Genomic DNA, 14,482 nt, shown 5'->3' on the forward strand with positions numbered 1-14,482 from the left:
TCCGTTTATTTTTGAACGGGGTTCATTGCAAATCGCCAAAGGCTGCTTTCAATCGCGCACAGGCTTCTTCAACCCGCTCGCGTTGGGTGGCCAGATTGAAGCGCTCGAAGGTTTCTCCACCGGTGCCGAAACCGGGGCCAGAGGATGTCGCGATCCGCGCATCTTCGCGTAGGCGGCGGACAAACTCATCGTGGCTCATACCCGTGCCCGAAAAATCGACCCATGCCAGATAGGTCGCCTGAAGCGGCATCGACCACAGGCCCGGTATCTCGGCTATGGTAGCATCAAACAGCTTCCGGTTCGCGTCCAGGTGGGCAATTTGTTCATCGACCCATTTTGCACCTTCCGGCGAATAGGCGGCAGTGATCATCGCCACACCCAACGCACTGGGGTCATAGTCCAGCGTGGTGATCCGGTGCCGCATCTCGGCCCGCAGCTTGGCGTCGGGAATGATCATGTTGCCGGTACGCTGACCGGCGATGTTGAATGTTTTCGACGCCGCGGTCAGTGTCACCGTCCACGGGCGCGCATCGGGGGCGGCCGTATCCATCGGTACGAAGGTATTGCCCGGATAAACCAGATCATGGTGAATCTCGTCCGACACAAGGATCAGCCCGTTGCGCTCTGCAAACGCCGCCACAGCGCGCAGTTCATCCGGCGTCCAGACCCGACCTGACGGGTTCTGCGGAGAGCACCACAGCAGCAGCTTTTCTGATCCGTCCAACCGCGACTGCGCATCGTCCAGATCAAGCCCATAGCTGTCGCCATCGCGTACCAGCGGGCATTCCACCACGCGGCGGCCGGATTTGTTCACCTTATGGGCAAACTCATGGTAGACGGGTGTGAAGATCACGACGCCATCTCCCGGTTCACTCCAAACATCCAGACACAGGGCAATCGCATTGCCCAACCCTTGTGAGGTCAGAATCCAATCGGTATCGATCTCCCAGTTGTGGCGTGTCTTCATCCACCACTGGATTGCATTCAGATAATCCGGGTGCATCCATGAATATCCAAACGCGCCATGATCGGCCGCTTCCCGCACCGCCTCGATCACGCAAGGGGCCGTGGCATAGTCGGAATCAGCCGTCCACATGGCCAGCCCATCCTCGGGGGCGACACCGTAAAGCTGCTCCATCTTGTCCCATTTTGAAGAGTTGGTGCCCCGGCGGTCGATCAGGTCGTTGAAAGTCATGTCATCTCCATCTGTCGAGGCGAAGCTAACCTCAAATCCGCCATGTGCAAGGGGGCCGTTGCGGTGGCGGGCGCGATGGCCTAAATCAGCCTCATGAAACGCAATATCCTGATCCATCCCGATCCCCGCCTGAAAAAGGTCTGCGCGCCGGTGGCCGACATCACCGACGAACTGCGCAAACTGGCTGATGACATGCTGGAGACGATGTATGACGCGCCCGGTATTGGCCTTGCGGCACCGCAGATCGGCGTGTTGGACCGGTTGATCGTGGTGGATTGCGTCAAGGAAGAAGGCGAAGCCCCGCGCCCGCTGGTGATGTTCAACCCCGAGGTCATTGCGTCTTCGGACGAAACGAACGTCTACGAAGAAGGCTGCCTGTCGATCCCCGAGCAATATGCCGAAGTGACCCGCCCCAAGACTGTGGATGTCACCTGGCTGGATCGCGATGGCAATCTGCAGCAGGAAACCTTTGATGATCTCTGGGCGACCTGTGTCCAGCACGAGATTGATCACCTGAACGGTAAGCTCTTCATCGATTATCTCAAACCGCTCAAGCGTCAGATGATCACGCGCAAGATGCAGAAGCTCAAACGCGAAAAGGCCCGTACATGACCGTGCGAACCTGCCTGCCATGGCCCGACAAGCGCCTGCGCACCAAGGCCGAGGATGTCACCGAGATCACCGACGACATTCGCACCATCTGGGATGACATGATCGATACGATGGAGGCGATGCCGGGCGTTGGCCTCGCTGCGCCGCAGATCGGAGTGATGCTGCGGCTGGCTGTCGTGGATGGCTCGACCCAGCGGGGCAAAGCTGTGCGACTGGCCAATCCCGAGATTCTGCACAGCTCGGTTGAGCTGCGTGAACATGACGAGGCCAGCCCGAACTTGCCCGGCGTGTCCGCCAAGGTGAAGCGACCGCGCGCAGTGACCGTGAAATTTCTCAACGAACAGGGCCAGATCGACCGCCGTGATTTTGTCGGCATCGAGGCCACCAGCGTGCAGCATCAGATCGACCACCTGAACGGGCGGATGTATTTCGACCGGCTCAGCAAGGTCAAACGCGACATGCTGCTGCGCAAAGCACAGAAGATGGGGTGAAACCCCATCCTACGGAGGGACGGATGCGTATCATCTTCATGGGAACGCCAGATTTCTCGGTGCCGGTGCTGGATGCGCTGGTCCGTGCCGGGCACGAAATCGCCGCCGTCTATTGCCAACCGCCACGCCCCGCCGGTCGCGGTAAAAAAGACCGTCCAACCCCGGTGCACGCGCGTGCCTTGGCGCTGGGCTTGGACGTTCGCCACCCCACCTCGCTGAAATCGCCCGAAGAACAGGCCAGCTTTGCCGCGCTGAACGCCGATATCGCGGTGGTCGTCGCCTATGGCCTGATCCTGCCACAACCTATTCTGGACGCGCCAACCCATGGCTGCCTGAACATTCACGCCAGCCTGCTGCCACGCTGGCGTGGGGCCGCGCCTATACACCGCGCGATCATGGCAGGCGATGTGCAAACCGGTGTTTGTATCATGCAGATGGAGGCGGGGTTGGATACAGGCCCCGTTCTGCTGCGCGAAGCCACCGATATCGGCATCGAGGAAACCACGGCGCAACTCCATGACCGCCTGTCGGGCATGGGTGCGGCGCTGATCGTTGAGGCGCTGAACACGCTGCCGAGCCTGACCCCCGAACCGCAGCCCGAGGTCGGCGTAACCTACGCCGCCAAGATCGACAAATCCGAGGCGCGGATCGACTGGTCGGCCCTCGCGTCCGAAGTCGACAGAAAAATCCGCGGTCTCTCCCCGTTCCCCGGCGCATGGACCGAGGTCGAGGGTCACCGGATCAAGCTGCTCGCCTCGCGGCTGGCCGAAGGGCAGGGCACGCCCGGCGAGGTACTGGATGACCACCTGTGCGTGGCCTGTGGCGAAGGCGCGGTTGAGCTGCTGCGCTTGCAACGGGCAGGCAAGGGCGCGCAGGATAGGGAAACTTTTCTGCGGGGATGGCCCATGCCGGCCGGGACCCGCCTGTCATCGGAGTAGGCGTACATGATCATGATCATGATGGGCACGGTCGTGATTGCCGGGATCGTAGGCTATCTGTCTGAACAGACTGGCTTTACCCATAACGGCTATCTGCAGTCGATCATCATCTGCGTGGGTGGTGCTTTCCTGTTCTATTTCGTGCGCATCATGTTCGGCATCAGCTTTGGCCCGCCGGGGTTGGACGCGGTGCTGTCCTCGATCGGTGCGCTGATCATCGTCCCCACGCATTGGAGGAAATGATATGCCGATCATCGCCCTGATCATCGTCGGAGCCGCTGCAGGTTTCCTCGCCACCCGCCTAATGCGGATCGAGGCCGATATTCCAACCACCATGCTGATCGGCATTGTCGGCGCTTTGGTGGGCGGTTTGGTACTGCGCACGCTCATCACTGTGATGGGCTGGCTCTCAGGGTTTATCGGCGCCGTTCTGGGGGCGCTCTTGGTGATCTGGATCTGGCAGACATATATCCGCCGCTGATCGCTTGACCCGACCGTGATCTGCGACCAATGTCCCGTCAATTCTTTGTTGAAAGGCCTCTCATGTCGCATGATCTGACCGCCGGAGACGTCGCGCTGATGGGTGTGCCGTTGGACCTGCATTCCTCATTCCTGCAAGGCCCCGCGTTTGCCCCGGGTCGCATCCGCGAGGCGTTGCATTCCGGCGCGGCCAACCTGACCGCCGAGGATGGCACTGATCTGGGCGCAGCCGACCGTTTCAAAGACACCGGCGATCTGGATGTGTTCGAGATGATGGGGCAGGAACCCATCGACCGGATCGAGGCAGGGGCCGCCGCCCGGATTGAAACCGGCGCACGGCTGCTGTCATTGGGCGGTGATCACTCGGTGGCCTTTCCGCTGATCAAGGCGCATGCCGACCGGTATGAGGGGCTGAATATTCTGCATATCGACTCACATCCCGACCTCTATGACAGTCAGCAGATCGGCCCGCTGGGCCATGGCTGCCCGTTTGCCCGCGTGATGGAGACAGGCAAGATCAACCGTCTGGTGCAGGTCGGGATCCGCACCATGAACAAGCACCAACAGGAACAGGCCGACAAGTTCGGGGTCGAGGTGATCGACATGCGCAACTGGAGCCCCGATCTTGAGATCAGCTTTGACGGCCCGGTCTATCTGTCACTGGACCTTGACGCGCTGGACCCCGCCTTTGCCCCCGGGGTGTCGCATCACGAACCCGGTGGCCTCAGCACGCGTGAGGTGATCGACCTGATCCACCGGTTCAAGGGCCAGTTGATTGGCGCGGACATTGTCGAGCTGAACCCGCATCGCGATCCCTATGGCATGACCGCCATGGTGGCGGCGAAATTCGTCAAGGAAATTGGCGCGCGGCTGCTCAGTCGCTAACGTTCGTCGCAGATTGCGGCAGTGCCAAGGCGAGGGGCGGACCGTGTAGTCATGTCGAACCGGTTCGCCTCGGACGCCGTCATCCAGTGCATCTCTTCCTCGGATGCTGCATCCAGCGTGAACCAGTAGAAGTCGGGATCGACGCCGATATCTTCGAAATAGTTCAAATACCGGTCATGCTCGGGGTGATCTTCGGGTAGCTCCGCAGCGACATAGCCGCCGCCGCCCCAGCTGTGGACCCCCACGCAGGCGCCGGGTTCCAGCACGCGTCGGTTACCCGCTAGAAACAAATCGGTGCCGCCCGAGGCCACCAGCCCGTTTGACGGAACCACCGTGTCGAACCCTTCCTCACGCACTACGCGACTGAAGACCACATTCGAGTCATCATCGACCGAACCTTCGATATTTTGCAGCACCAGCGTCTTAATCTCGGGGTTCTCGTCCATCACTTCTTCAAACGCGCTGAGCGTTGTATGGTCGATCGTTCCGGACGCGACGATCTGATTGCCCACTGCCGTGAAGCTGACCGGGGCGTATTGCTCTGCACATGCCGTTAGCAGCAGTGCCGTGGCCAGAAACGAAAGTCTGTAGGTCATCGCGATCTCTTGTCCGTTTCTACCCTATTGCCGAGGCGGTCGGGCCTTGTAAACCGGCAACTGCCAACCGAACAGCAGAGATCCGGCGCGCAACGCCCAGCAAATCAATGCACATAAGCCCAATGCCAGCAGGCCTTCCAGCCCGAGGCGGGTGGCAAACACAGCGGTCAAGGCTCCGATAAAGGCGCAGGATACATAAAGCTCACCCTGTTTCAGTACCAGCGGCACCTCGTTGCACACCACGTCACGCATCAAGCCGCCCAAACAGCCCGTGGTCACCCCCATCAGCACTACGATGATACCGGATTGATCCAGTGACAACGCTGCACCCGTGCCAGCAGCGACCGCGATGGACAGGGCGAAACTGTCCAACCAGACCAGCCAATTATACCGGCTTTCGACCAGATGAGCGGTAAAAAATACCAGCACCGCAGCGCCGCAAGCGATCAGGATATAAGCGGGCTGACCGACCCAGAAGATCGGATGTCGGTCCAGCAGCAAGTCGCGTACGGTACCACCGCCCACTGCCGTCAGACAGGCGATGAAGGCAAACCCGACCAGATCAAGCTGCGCTCGGCTGGCCACCAGCGCACCGGTCAGCGCAAAGACCAAAACCGAGGCGTAATCCAGCAGGGCAAGCCCGCTCACGCCTGCGCCTTCTTAGGTTTGAATGGGGCCATGCCGGCGCGCGCCAGTTCGTCGGCCTTTTCATTCTCCGGGTGGCCCGCATGGCCCTTGACCCATTCCCAGGTCACCTGATGCCGCTCTTGCGCCTCATCCAGCCGCTGCCACAAATCGACATTTTTGACCGGCTTCTTGTTCGACGTCTTCCAGCCGTTCCGCTTCCACCCGAAAATCCATCCCGTAACGCCGTTCTTCACATAAGCGCTGTCGGTGACGATAGTCAGTTTCGAGGGCCGCTCCAGCGTCTCCAAAGCACTGATTGCAGCCAGCAGTTCCATCCGGTTGTTGGTTGTCTCGGCTTCGCCTCCGCTCAGCTCGCGTTCTTTCAGGATGGTCTCGCCATCCATCGCGCGCAGCAGTACGCCCCAGCCGCCGGGGCCGGGATTTCCGGAACAGGCACCATCGGTATAGGCAAAGAGATCAGGCATGAGCGAATACCAGAATGAATCCGTCGTAAGACCCGGCCAAACCTTTCCCCATTCCCTGCATGGTACGATCAATGGTGAAACCTGCCGAGGTCAGGGCGTCCTTGATCTGGGTCTCTGAATAATAGGTATAGTAACGGTCCAAATCATCGCGATGCTCGCCCGTGCCCAGCTTCATTCCTAGAAACAGCTGCCCGCCCGGCTTCAGTGCGGTGTGGATCGCGTTCAGATGACGCGGGAAATCGGCGCGCGGGGCGTGCAGCAGGCAGAAACTGGCATAGACGCCGTCATACTCTGCCACCTCGGTGACGTCATCGAAGGTGCCAAGGTGGGCGTCAACACCGTTGCTCCGCGCATGTTCAACAAAGGCAGGGGTTGCATCCAGCGCCCGTACCTTCAGCCCTTGCCGCATCAGAAACGCGCTGTCTGATCCGGGACCCGAGCCCAGATCCAGCACATATCCACCCTCGCGGACCGCATCTACAAAAGCCTGACGCGCCTCTAGCTGCTCGGCGGGCAGGGGGATCCTTAGGTAATCCGCAACGCGATCCGTGTAGGCCTTGATGGTCCGTTCATCACTCACAGGTAAACTCCCATAGCAAGACAGGTCAGCACGACAGCAGTTAGCAGGACGCGCAGCCGCATCCACCAGACCGGGGTCAACCGCCAATATGAGAACATGGCGTCCAGCAAAAGCAAGCCCGCAAACCCATACATCAGGTTGGTGCCCGCATTCACCGGACCGCCGCCGGTCGTGAAAAATGCCCAAAGTGCAGGTAACACCGACAAGGTGTAACAGGCCGCAGCTTTGCTGCCTGAGGTTTTGGTGGCGAAGCCCCACAACACGCCCGACATGAAACTCAGGATTACCGAGCCATAAAATAGCTGAATATACGGCCCCACGAAGCGCGACCCCAGCGTCTGCCGACCCCAATCGTTCAAATCACCGTTCAGATAAGTCAGCGCGCCCCAGACAAACGGGATCAGCCCAGTCAAACCAAGGAATAACGGCGCGCGGGGGATGCCGCTCATGCTGGTTCCCGCAATACGCGGGGAACTTTGAACTCGACATTCTCGATGGCCGTCTCGACCAGCTCGACCGTGACATCGTAGTGTTCCCGGAACGCATCGATCACCTCGTTCACCAGCACCTCGGGCGCAGAAGCTCCGGCGCTGACAGCAATGCTGGAAATCCCTTCCAGCGCGCGCCAGTCGATCTCGGTCGCGCGCTGCACCAGCTGTGCGTAACTGCACCCGGCGCGCGAGGCAACCTCGACCAGACGGCGCGAGTTAGATGAGTTCGGCGCACCCACCACCAGCAAGGCATCGGCTTTCGGCGCAACCGCCTTCACTGCTTCTTGCCGGTTGGTGGTGGCATAGCAGATGTCTTCCTTGTGCGGCCCGACGATGGCGGGGAACCGCGCTTCAAGCGCTGCGATGATGTCCTTGGTGTCATCCACCGACAGGGTTGTCTGCGTCACAAAGGCCAATTTCTCAGGATTACGTACGGCGACCTGCGCCACGTCCTCGACCGTTTCAACCAGCAGCACCTCGCCCTCGGGCAGTTGTCCCATGGTGCCGATAGTCTCGGGGTGGCCCTTGTGGCCGATCATGATCATTTGCAACCCGGCATCCGCATGGCGCTGCGCCTCGACATGTACCTTGGACACTAGCGGGCAGGTGGCGTCGACATAGATCATCTCGCGCTGTTCCGCCGTGGCGGGCACTGATTTTGGCACCCCATGGGCCGAGAAGATCACCGGACGGTCATTAGGGCATTCATCCAGCTCCTCGACAAAGACAGCACCCTTGGCGCGCAGCCCGTCGACGACGAATTTGTTGTGCACGATCTCATGGCGCACAAAGACCGGCGCGCCCCACTTTTGTAGCGCCATTTCCACGATTTTGATCGCCCGGTCGACACCGGCGCAGAACCCACGCGGGGCGGCAAGATACAATGTCAGGGGCGGCTTGGTCATGTGGTGGTCTCCTTGCCTCAGACAAGTAGGTCTTTTCATTGCCATGGTCCAGACAGCAGAGCGTCATTTACCTGACATGAATCACTGTTAGCCAAAGGGTGTTTTCAGCACCTATCCCTTTAAAAGAGCGCGGCCAGAGCTTTTGGCCCTGGCCGCGCATATTCTTTCTGCAAGCCCCGTTGTTGAGTGAGTGGTGGGGTTTGGAGATTTAAGTGTTCTTATTGTCCGCCGGCGGCAGCTGCAACGCTGCGCGGCTCAACCGGCATTTCGCGCGGAGGGCGGCCGATCACATCGCGCAGGTCCTCCAGCTCGATGAAGTTATCGGCCTGGCGCCGCAGTTCGTCCGAAATCATCGGCGGCTGGCTGCGGATGGTCGAGACGACGGAAACGCGCACGCCCTGACGCTGCAGGCTGGCAATCAGCGGGCGGAAATCCCCATCGCCCGAAAACAGCACGATATGATCGACGCGCGGCGCCAGTTCCATGGCATCGACGGTCAGTTCGATATCCATATTTCCTTTGACCTTCCGACGCCCCATGCTGTCGGTGTATTCCTTGGCCGGTTTGGTGACCATGGTGAAGCCGTTGTAATGCAGCCAGTCCACCAGAGGCCGGATCGGGGAATACTCGTCATTTTCCAGTAGCGCTGTGTAATAGAAAGCTCTAAGGAGTTTGCCTCTGCGCATGAATTCCTGACGCAGCAACTTGTAGTCGATGTCAAACCCCAGTGCTTTTGCGGCCGCATAAAGATTCGAGCCGTCGATGAACAGCGCTAGCCGTTCGTCCTTGTAAAACATAAAAATGGTCCTTCCGGTATAAGCCACCGCACCGTGAGCTCCGTGAGTGAAAAGTAATTGGTCAGTGCAATGGTGTGCTTAAAATAGGTCTTTTTGCTTATATCGCAAGCATTCTCTGGTCCGAATATGGGGTCTAAAGTGGACAAATTCTTGTCAAAAGCGGTCATCGCACTGGGCGCAAATCTCAGTCTGAGAGGTCATGGGCCCAAGGTGACACTTGAGCAGTCGCTGGCCGCGATGGCCGGCGCCGGTTTAGTGATTCGCGCCACAAGCCGTTTTTTTGCCACCCCGTGCTTTCCGGCGGGCGCAGGGCCAGACTATGTCAATGCAGCGGTTCTGATCGAAACGGACCTTGCGCCGCAGGGCGTTCTGGACCTGTTACACAGCATCGAACATGATTTCGAACGCGCCCGCGAACAACGCTGGGGCATGCGCACACTGGACCTTGATCTGGTCTGTTGGGGCGATCGTGTGTTACCCGATGACGCCGAATACCAGCGCTGGCTGACCCTTGCGCCCGAAGATCAGGCCAAATGCGCGCCTGAACAGCTGATCTTGCCGCATCCCCGCCTGCAGGACCGCGCCTTTGTGCTAGTCCCGATGACAGATGTCGCCCCTGATTGGCGCCATCCCGTGCTGGATCGGACAGTGATGCAGATGGTTGCCGCTCTGCCGCCCGAAGATGTGGCAGAGGTCAAGCCTCTGTGATCCTCGCATTTGCGGCATTTCCTGCTTGTCAAGGCGGGGATTCGCGCTTAGATAAACCCCTTCCTGCCACGGATTCATTTACGGAGAGCGCCCCATGGCCCGCGTTACGGTCGAAGATTGTGTAGACAAGGTCCCGAACCGGTTCGAACTGGTGATGCTTGCAGCCCACCGGGCGCGCGAGATTTCTGCCGGTGGCCCGATCACCGTTGATCGCGACAACGATAAGAACCCCGTCGTCTCGCTGCGCGAAATCGCCGACGAAACCCAAAGCGCCGATGAGCTGCGCGAGCGCCTGATCGAAGCCAACCAGACCCAGATCGAGGTTGATGAGCCCGAAGAAGATCAGATGGCCCTGCTGATGGGTGCGGAATCTGACAAGCCTGCGGATGACGACATGTCGGAAGAAAAGCTCCTGCGCGCTCTGATGGAGGCCCAGGGCCAGGGGTAACCCAAGCGACAAAGGTGCGGACCGGATGATTTCAGAAGAAGACCTGATTGCGCTGGTCCGCAATTACAATCCCAAGACAAATGCCGACCGCATCGAAAGGGCCTATGAATTTGGGCAACAGATGCATGAAGGCCAGTTCCGCCATTCCGGCGAGCCCTATTTCTCTCATCCCGTTGCAGTTGCCGCCATCCTGACTGAACAGCGTCTGGATGATGCAACCATTATAACGGCCCTGTTGCACGACACGATCGAAGACACCAAAGCCAGTTATGGCAAGGTCACCGAACTGTTCGGGGATGAGGTCGCCAAGTTGGTCGATGGCGTCACCAAGCTGACCAACCTGCAGCTGTCCAGCCGTGAGACCAAACAGGCCGAGAATTTCCGCAAGCTGTTCATGGCCATGTCCAAGGACCTTCGGGTTATTCTGGTCAAACTCGCCGACCGCCTGCACAACATGCGCACGATCAAGGCGATGCGCCCTGAAAAGCAGGTGCAAAAAGCGCGTGAGACAATGGATATTTACGCGCCGCTTGCGGGCCGGATGGGGATGCAATGGATGCGCGAGGAACTTGAAGACCTTGCCTTCCGCGTCCTGAACCCCGAAGGCCGCCAGTCGATCATCCGCCGCTTTATCACTCTGCAACGCGAAACCGGCGACGTGATCCATCGCATCACCGGCGACATGCGGCACGAATTGGAAAAGGCGGGCATTGAAGCCGAAGTCTTTGGCCGTGCCAAGAAACCCTATTCGATCTGGCGCAAGATGCAGGAAAAGGATCAGGGTTTCTCACGTTTGTCCGACATCTACGGGTTCCGCATCATCACCCAGACCGAGGAAGACTGCTATCGCACACTCGGTGCCATCCACCAGCGCTGGCGCGCGGTGCCAGGGCGATTCAAGGACTATATCAGCCAACCGAAATCGAACGGTTATCGCTCGATCCACACAACAGTTTCGGGGCGCGACGGCAAACGGGTCGAGGTCCAGATCCGCACCCGCCAGATGCACGATGTGGCCGAAACCGGCGTTGCAGCGCACTGGTCCTATCGCGACGGTGTGCGGTCCGAAAACCCCTTTGCGGTCGACCCGGCAAAGTGGATCGCAAACCTGACCGAGCAATTCGACAGCGAGGATGATCATGAGGATTTCCTCGAAGCTGTGAAGCTCGAGATGTATTCGGACCAGGTGTTCTGCTTCACCCCCAAGGGCGATGTGGTGAAACTGCCGCGTGGGGCGACGCCGATTGATTTTGCTTACGCAATCCACACCCGCATTGGTCATGCCTGCGTGGGGGCCAAGGTTGATGGCATTCGTGTGCCGCTTTGGACCCGGCTCAAGAACGGGCAGTCGGTGGACATCATCACCGCCGATGGCCAGAGCCCGCAGGTCACTTGGCTTGAGATCGCAGTCACCGGCAAAGCCCGCACCTCGATCCGCCGCGCGTTGCGCGAGGTCGACCGGGAACGCTTCATCAAGCTGGGTAAGGAACTGGCCCGCGCCGGGTTCGAAAACCTGGGCCGCAAAGCCACCGACAAGGCGCTGGAAACCGCTGCCAAACACCTGCGTTTAAAAGATCGGGACGAGTTGCTGGCCCGTCTGGGCAGTGCCGAGTTGACCGCCCATGAGGTGGTCGAAGCGGTATATCCCGAACTCACCAAGGATGATGGCGACGCGATCTCGCCCCGTCGTGCTGTGATCGGGCTTGAACCGGGCCAGAAATTCGATCGTGCCCCCTGTTGCCAGCCACTGCCAGGCGAGCGCATCGTCGGAATTACATATCGCGGCAAGGGTGTTGTCGTGCACGCCATCGACTGCGATCGCCTGACCGAGTTTGAAAATGAACCCGAGCGCTGGGTTGATCTGCACTGGCATTCGGGCACCCACCCCGCCGTCTATGGCGCGACGCTGGATTTGACCATCGGCAATGATGCCGGGGTGCTGGGGCGTATTTGCACATTGATCGGCGAGAAAAAGGCCAATATCTCGAACCTCGAATTTGTCGACCGCAAACCGGATTTTTATCGGCTGATGATCAATGTCGAACTTCGCGACCTTGAACAGTTGCATTCGCTGATGCTGATGCTCGAGGCTGAAAGCGACGTTGCTGCGGTCGAACGGTACCGGGAAAGTGCGAAACCCGCCGTTGCGGCTGGCTGAGAAGGGGTGATCACGAGTGGTTTTCAAGCGCCGAGATCGCCGCTCGCCTGTCCAAGTCGCGTCAGAGTTCGTCTATCCGCGCGGCGGATGGACCCGTGCCTTTCACTATGTCAAACATCGGGTTCGGCGCCTGCCTGACAGCCCGGAACGCATCGCGCGTGGCATCGGGGCAGGGGTGTTTGCCTCGTTCACGCCTTTTTATGGCTTGCATTTCCTGGTCGCCGCTGTGCTGGCGCGCCTGCTGAACGGCAACATTCTTGCCGCGCTCAGCGGCACGTTCTTTGGCAATCCCCTGACCTACGTGCCGATCGCGGTCATCAGCCTGCAAACCGGGCATTTCCTGCTGGGGACCAAGTTCCGCAAAGACGATACCGATGGGTTGATGGGGAAATTTGCGGATGCGATGGGCGATCTCAAGGACAATTGCATCGCCATGTTCACCCATCGCGAGGCGGACTGGCACGGGCTTAGCCGGTTCTATGACGATGTGTTCTTTCCTTATATGATCGGCGGGGTCATTCCAGGCATCGTGGCCGGAGTGATCTGCGCCTATCTTAGCCTGCCGCTTATCCGTACTTATCAGCAACGCCGCCGCGCCAGAATCAAAGCGAAGTTTGAACAAATCAAACGCCTTGCTCAGGCAGAGGCTGACGTTCCCCCGACAAAACCACTAGGCTCGACCTCAGGGACAATGAAGGATTCGAAAGATGTCTGACAACCGTTTGCGTCTGGGCGTGAATATCGACCACGTAGCTACCGTGCGGAATGCGCGCGGCGGGGCCTATCCCGACCCACTGCGCGCCGCCCGGATCGCGGAAGAGGCCGGGGCCGACGGCATCACAGCACATCTGCGCGAAGATCGCCGCCACATCTCGGACGCCGATATCGACGGGTTGATGGAGATCCTGTCGGTGCCGCTCAACTTCGAGATGGCCGCAACGGACGAGATGCAGAAAATCGCTCTGCGCCACAAGCCGCACGCCGTCTGCATCGTTCCCGAAAAGCGCGAGGAACGCACAACCGAAGGGGGGTTAGAAGTCGCGCGCGAGGAAAATAAGCTGGCCCATTTCATTGCGCCCTTGCGCGATGTGGGCTGCCGCGTGTCCATCTTCATCGCCGCCGACCAGCGCCAGATCGACGCCGCCCACCGCATCGGGGCCGAGGTGATCGAACTGCACACCGGTGCCTATTGCGATTTCCACGCCGAAGGCAAACTGGACGACGCCGCGCGCGAACTGGAAGCCCTGCGCGAGATGTCCGCCTATGCCCATTCGCTGGGTCTTGAAGTTCATGCGGGTCACGGGCTGACTTACGACACCGTGCAACCGGTGGCGGCCTTCCCTGAAGTGCGAGAGCTGAATATCGGCCACTTCCTGATCGGCGAGGCCATCTTTCGCGGCCTCACCCCGGCGGTTCACGAAATGCGCCGCCTGATGGACGAGGCGCGGGCATGATCACACCCGGTTTTGTGGCGATCTGGTTTGCATGGCTCATGGCCGGGGGCTCTCCGGGCCCTGCCACCATGGGCATCGCCGGAACCGCCATGAACGAAGGCCGCACCGCCGGTCTGGCCTTTGCGCTGGGCATCTGCGCCGGGTCCGCCGCGTGGGGCATCGCCGCCGCACTGGGGCTGTCGGCGATTATGCTGGCCAATGTCTGGGTGTTCGAGGTGATCCGCTATATCGGCGTCGCTTATCTGGGCTGGCTGGCGCTCAAGGCGCTGCGCCGCGCGCTGACTTCGGATGAGGTCGCGCTGGGCAATCCAGTCACCGGCTCATTGGGTACGATATTTGCCAAAGGTGCGGCGATCCACCTGACCAACCCCAAGGCGATCCTCAGCTGGGGCTCGATCTACGCCATCGTTGCGCCAAATGACGCCAGCCTTGCTATGCTGCTGGGTTATTTCGCCATGCTCTATGCGGGTTCACTGCTGATCTTCATCGGCTACGCCTTCCTGTTTTCGTCTGCGCGCATGGTCAACGCCTATCGCCGCGCCCGCCGCTGGTTTGATTTTGCCTTCGCGGGTTTCTTTGGCGTGGCCAGCTACAAGATTCTCACGGTGCGCCTGTCATGACCTCTGAGGTGC

General features: G+C 59.8%; 20 protein-coding genes. 12 read left to right on the top strand and 8 right to left on the bottom strand.

Annotated features, from left to right (window positions below):
* Positions 1-22: 22 nt before the first annotated feature.
* Positions 23-1,195: a MalY/PatB family protein gene (locus tag ACR0KC_RS18670; RefSeq protein WP_170508492.1), complete on the bottom strand. Its 1,173-nt coding sequence runs from the start codon at positions 1,193-1,195 to the stop codon at positions 23-25.
* Between the two features lie 93 nt (positions 1,196-1,288).
* On the opposite strand from ACR0KC_RS18670, the gene def (ACR0KC_RS18675) reads away from it, so the two are divergent.
* From def (ACR0KC_RS18675) to speB, 6 genes are all read left to right on the top strand, one after another.
* On the top strand, positions 1,289-1,807 hold the full coding sequence (gene def, locus ACR0KC_RS18675; RefSeq protein WP_480772121.1) for a peptide deformylase: 519 nt from the start codon (positions 1,289-1,291) through the stop codon (positions 1,805-1,807).
* The gene (def, locus tag ACR0KC_RS18680) at positions 1,804-2,298 is read left to right on the top strand and encodes a peptide deformylase (RefSeq protein WP_170402334.1); all 495 of its coding nucleotides are present in this window, start codon (positions 1,804-1,806) and stop codon (positions 2,296-2,298) included. Before def (ACR0KC_RS18675) ends, def (ACR0KC_RS18680) begins: the two co-directional genes overlap by 4 nt.
* A 23-nt stretch (positions 2,299-2,321) precedes the next feature.
* Positions 2,322-3,236, top strand: coding sequence for a methionyl-tRNA formyltransferase (gene fmt, locus ACR0KC_RS18685; protein ID WP_480772122.1), 915 nt, complete (start codon positions 2,322-2,324; stop codon positions 3,234-3,236).
* 6 nt (positions 3,237-3,242) lie between these two features.
* Entirely contained in the window at positions 3,243-3,479 is a 237-nt protein-coding gene (locus tag ACR0KC_RS18690) for a hypothetical protein (RefSeq protein WP_170392629.1), read from the top strand.
* A 1-nt stretch (position 3,480) separates the two neighbouring features.
* The gene (locus ACR0KC_RS18695; protein ID WP_170392628.1) at positions 3,481-3,717 is read left to right on the top strand and encodes a GlsB/YeaQ/YmgE family stress response membrane protein; all 237 of its coding nucleotides are present in this window, start codon (positions 3,481-3,483) and stop codon (positions 3,715-3,717) included.
* 62 nt (positions 3,718-3,779) lie between these two features.
* Positions 3,780-4,601: an agmatinase gene (speB, locus tag ACR0KC_RS18700; protein ID WP_170392627.1), complete on the top strand. Its 822-nt coding sequence runs from the start codon at positions 3,780-3,782 to the stop codon at positions 4,599-4,601.
* Here the strand turns inward: speB and ACR0KC_RS18705 are convergent.
* The 7 genes from ACR0KC_RS18705 to ACR0KC_RS18735 form a co-directional block, all read right to left on the bottom strand.
* Complete coding sequence (locus tag ACR0KC_RS18705) at positions 4,598-5,197, bottom strand: COG3904 family protein (protein ID WP_170392626.1); 600 nt, start codon at positions 5,195-5,197, stop codon at positions 4,598-4,600. The genes speB and ACR0KC_RS18705 overlap by 4 nt on opposite strands.
* A 24-nt stretch (positions 5,198-5,221) precedes the next feature.
* On the bottom strand, positions 5,222-5,845 hold the full coding sequence (locus tag ACR0KC_RS18710; RefSeq protein WP_170392625.1) for a trimeric intracellular cation channel family protein: 624 nt from the start codon (positions 5,843-5,845) through the stop codon (positions 5,222-5,224).
* Entirely contained in the window at positions 5,842-6,309 is a 468-nt protein-coding gene (gene rnhA, locus ACR0KC_RS18715; protein WP_170733738.1) for a ribonuclease HI, read from the bottom strand. The genes ACR0KC_RS18710 and rnhA overlap by 4 nt, the downstream gene beginning before the upstream one ends.
* Positions 6,302-6,889, bottom strand: coding sequence for a class I SAM-dependent methyltransferase (locus ACR0KC_RS18720; protein WP_170565069.1), 588 nt, complete (start codon positions 6,887-6,889; stop codon positions 6,302-6,304). The genes rnhA and ACR0KC_RS18720 overlap by 8 nt, the downstream gene beginning before the upstream one ends.
* Entirely contained in the window at positions 6,886-7,338 is a 453-nt protein-coding gene (locus tag ACR0KC_RS18725) for a DUF3429 domain-containing protein (RefSeq protein ID WP_480734725.1), read from the bottom strand. The genes ACR0KC_RS18720 and ACR0KC_RS18725 overlap by 4 nt, the downstream gene beginning before the upstream one ends.
* The gene (gene ispH / locus ACR0KC_RS18730) at positions 7,335-8,285 is read right to left on the bottom strand and encodes a 4-hydroxy-3-methylbut-2-enyl diphosphate reductase (RefSeq protein ID WP_480772123.1); all 951 of its coding nucleotides are present in this window, start codon (positions 8,283-8,285) and stop codon (positions 7,335-7,337) included. Before ispH ends, ACR0KC_RS18725 begins: the two co-directional genes overlap by 4 nt.
* 218 nt (positions 8,286-8,503) lie before the next feature.
* On the bottom strand, positions 8,504-9,082 hold the full coding sequence (locus ACR0KC_RS18735) for a LabA-like NYN domain-containing protein (protein WP_480772124.1): 579 nt from the start codon (positions 9,080-9,082) through the stop codon (positions 8,504-8,506).
* Positions 9,083-9,208: 126 nt separating this feature from the next.
* Here ACR0KC_RS18735 and folK point away from each other — a divergent pair, with 126 nt between their 5' ends.
* The 6 genes from folK (at position 9,209) to ACR0KC_RS18765 (ending at position 14,470) form a co-directional block, all read left to right on the top strand.
* Complete coding sequence (gene folK / locus ACR0KC_RS18740) at positions 9,209-9,790, top strand: 2-amino-4-hydroxy-6-hydroxymethyldihydropteridine diphosphokinase (RefSeq protein ID WP_480772125.1); 582 nt, start codon at positions 9,209-9,211, stop codon at positions 9,788-9,790.
* Between the two features lie 94 nt (positions 9,791-9,884).
* The gene (rpoZ, locus tag ACR0KC_RS18745) at positions 9,885-10,238 is read left to right on the top strand and encodes a DNA-directed RNA polymerase subunit omega (protein WP_010437681.1); all 354 of its coding nucleotides are present in this window, start codon (positions 9,885-9,887) and stop codon (positions 10,236-10,238) included.
* A gap of 25 nt (positions 10,239-10,263) precedes the next feature.
* Positions 10,264-12,396: a RelA/SpoT family protein gene (locus ACR0KC_RS18750; RefSeq protein ID WP_170392619.1), complete on the top strand. Its 2,133-nt coding sequence runs from the start codon at positions 10,264-10,266 to the stop codon at positions 12,394-12,396.
* A 16-nt stretch (positions 12,397-12,412) separates the two neighbouring features.
* Positions 12,413-13,111 carry a DUF2062 domain-containing protein gene (locus tag ACR0KC_RS18755; RefSeq protein ID WP_170392618.1) on the top strand — a complete coding sequence of 233 codons (699 nt, stop codon included), beginning with the start codon at positions 12,413-12,415 and terminating at the stop codon, positions 13,109-13,111.
* Positions 13,104-13,850 carry a pyridoxine 5'-phosphate synthase gene (locus ACR0KC_RS18760; RefSeq protein ID WP_170392617.1) on the top strand — a complete coding sequence of 249 codons (747 nt, stop codon included), beginning with the start codon at positions 13,104-13,106 and terminating at the stop codon, positions 13,848-13,850. The genes ACR0KC_RS18755 and ACR0KC_RS18760 overlap by 8 nt, the downstream gene beginning before the upstream one ends.
* Positions 13,847-14,470 (top strand): LysE family translocator, encoded by a 624-nt coding sequence (locus ACR0KC_RS18765; RefSeq protein WP_170425202.1) that lies wholly within the window; start codon positions 13,847-13,849, stop codon positions 14,468-14,470. Before ACR0KC_RS18760 ends, ACR0KC_RS18765 begins: the two co-directional genes overlap by 4 nt.
* Positions 14,471-14,482 lie beyond the last annotated feature (12 nt).

The organism is Ruegeria sp. CF3 (assembly GCF_056537365.1).

Bases quoted from the DNA above. Each gene is read 5' to 3' on its own strand.
- ACR0KC_RS18670 (WP_170508492.1), bottom strand. From the start codon at position 1,195: ATGACTTTCAACGACCTGATCGACCGCCGGGGCACCAACTCTTCAAAA.
- def (WP_480772121.1), top strand. From the start codon at position 1,289: ATGAAACGCAATATCCTGATCCATCCCGATCCCCGCCTGAAAAAGGTC.
- def (WP_170402334.1), top strand. From the start codon at position 1,804: ATGACCGTGCGAACCTGCCTGCCATGGCCCGACAAGCGCCTGCGCACC.
- fmt (WP_480772122.1), top strand. From the start codon at position 2,322: ATGCGTATCATCTTCATGGGAACGCCAGATTTCTCGGTGCCGGTGCTG.
- ACR0KC_RS18690 (WP_170392629.1), top strand. From the start codon at position 3,243: ATGATCATGATCATGATGGGCACGGTCGTGATTGCCGGGATCGTAGGC.
- ACR0KC_RS18695 (WP_170392628.1), top strand. From the start codon at position 3,481: ATGCCGATCATCGCCCTGATCATCGTCGGAGCCGCTGCAGGTTTCCTC.
- speB (WP_170392627.1), top strand. From the start codon at position 3,780: ATGTCGCATGATCTGACCGCCGGAGACGTCGCGCTGATGGGTGTGCCG.
- ACR0KC_RS18705 (WP_170392626.1), bottom strand. From the start codon at position 5,197: ATGACCTACAGACTTTCGTTTCTGGCCACGGCACTGCTGCTAACGGCA.
- rnhA (WP_170733738.1), bottom strand. From the start codon at position 6,309: ATGCCTGATCTCTTTGCCTATACCGATGGTGCCTGTTCCGGAAATCCC.
- ACR0KC_RS18725 (WP_480734725.1), bottom strand. From the start codon at position 7,338: ATGAGCGGCATCCCCCGCGCGCCGTTATTCCTTGGTTTGACTGGGCTG.
- ispH (WP_480772123.1), bottom strand. From the start codon at position 8,285: ATGACCAAGCCGCCCCTGACATTGTATCTTGCCGCCCCGCGTGGGTTC.
- ACR0KC_RS18735 (WP_480772124.1), bottom strand. From the start codon at position 9,082: ATGTTTTACAAGGACGAACGGCTAGCGCTGTTCATCGACGGCTCGAAT.
- folK (WP_480772125.1), top strand. From the start codon at position 9,209: ATGGGGTCTAAAGTGGACAAATTCTTGTCAAAAGCGGTCATCGCACTG.
- rpoZ (WP_010437681.1), top strand. From the start codon at position 9,885: ATGGCCCGCGTTACGGTCGAAGATTGTGTAGACAAGGTCCCGAACCGG.
- ACR0KC_RS18750 (WP_170392619.1), top strand. From the start codon at position 10,264: ATGATTTCAGAAGAAGACCTGATTGCGCTGGTCCGCAATTACAATCCC.
- ACR0KC_RS18760 (WP_170392617.1), top strand. From the start codon at position 13,104: ATGTCTGACAACCGTTTGCGTCTGGGCGTGAATATCGACCACGTAGCT.
- ACR0KC_RS18765 (WP_170425202.1), top strand. From the start codon at position 13,847: ATGATCACACCCGGTTTTGTGGCGATCTGGTTTGCATGGCTCATGGCC.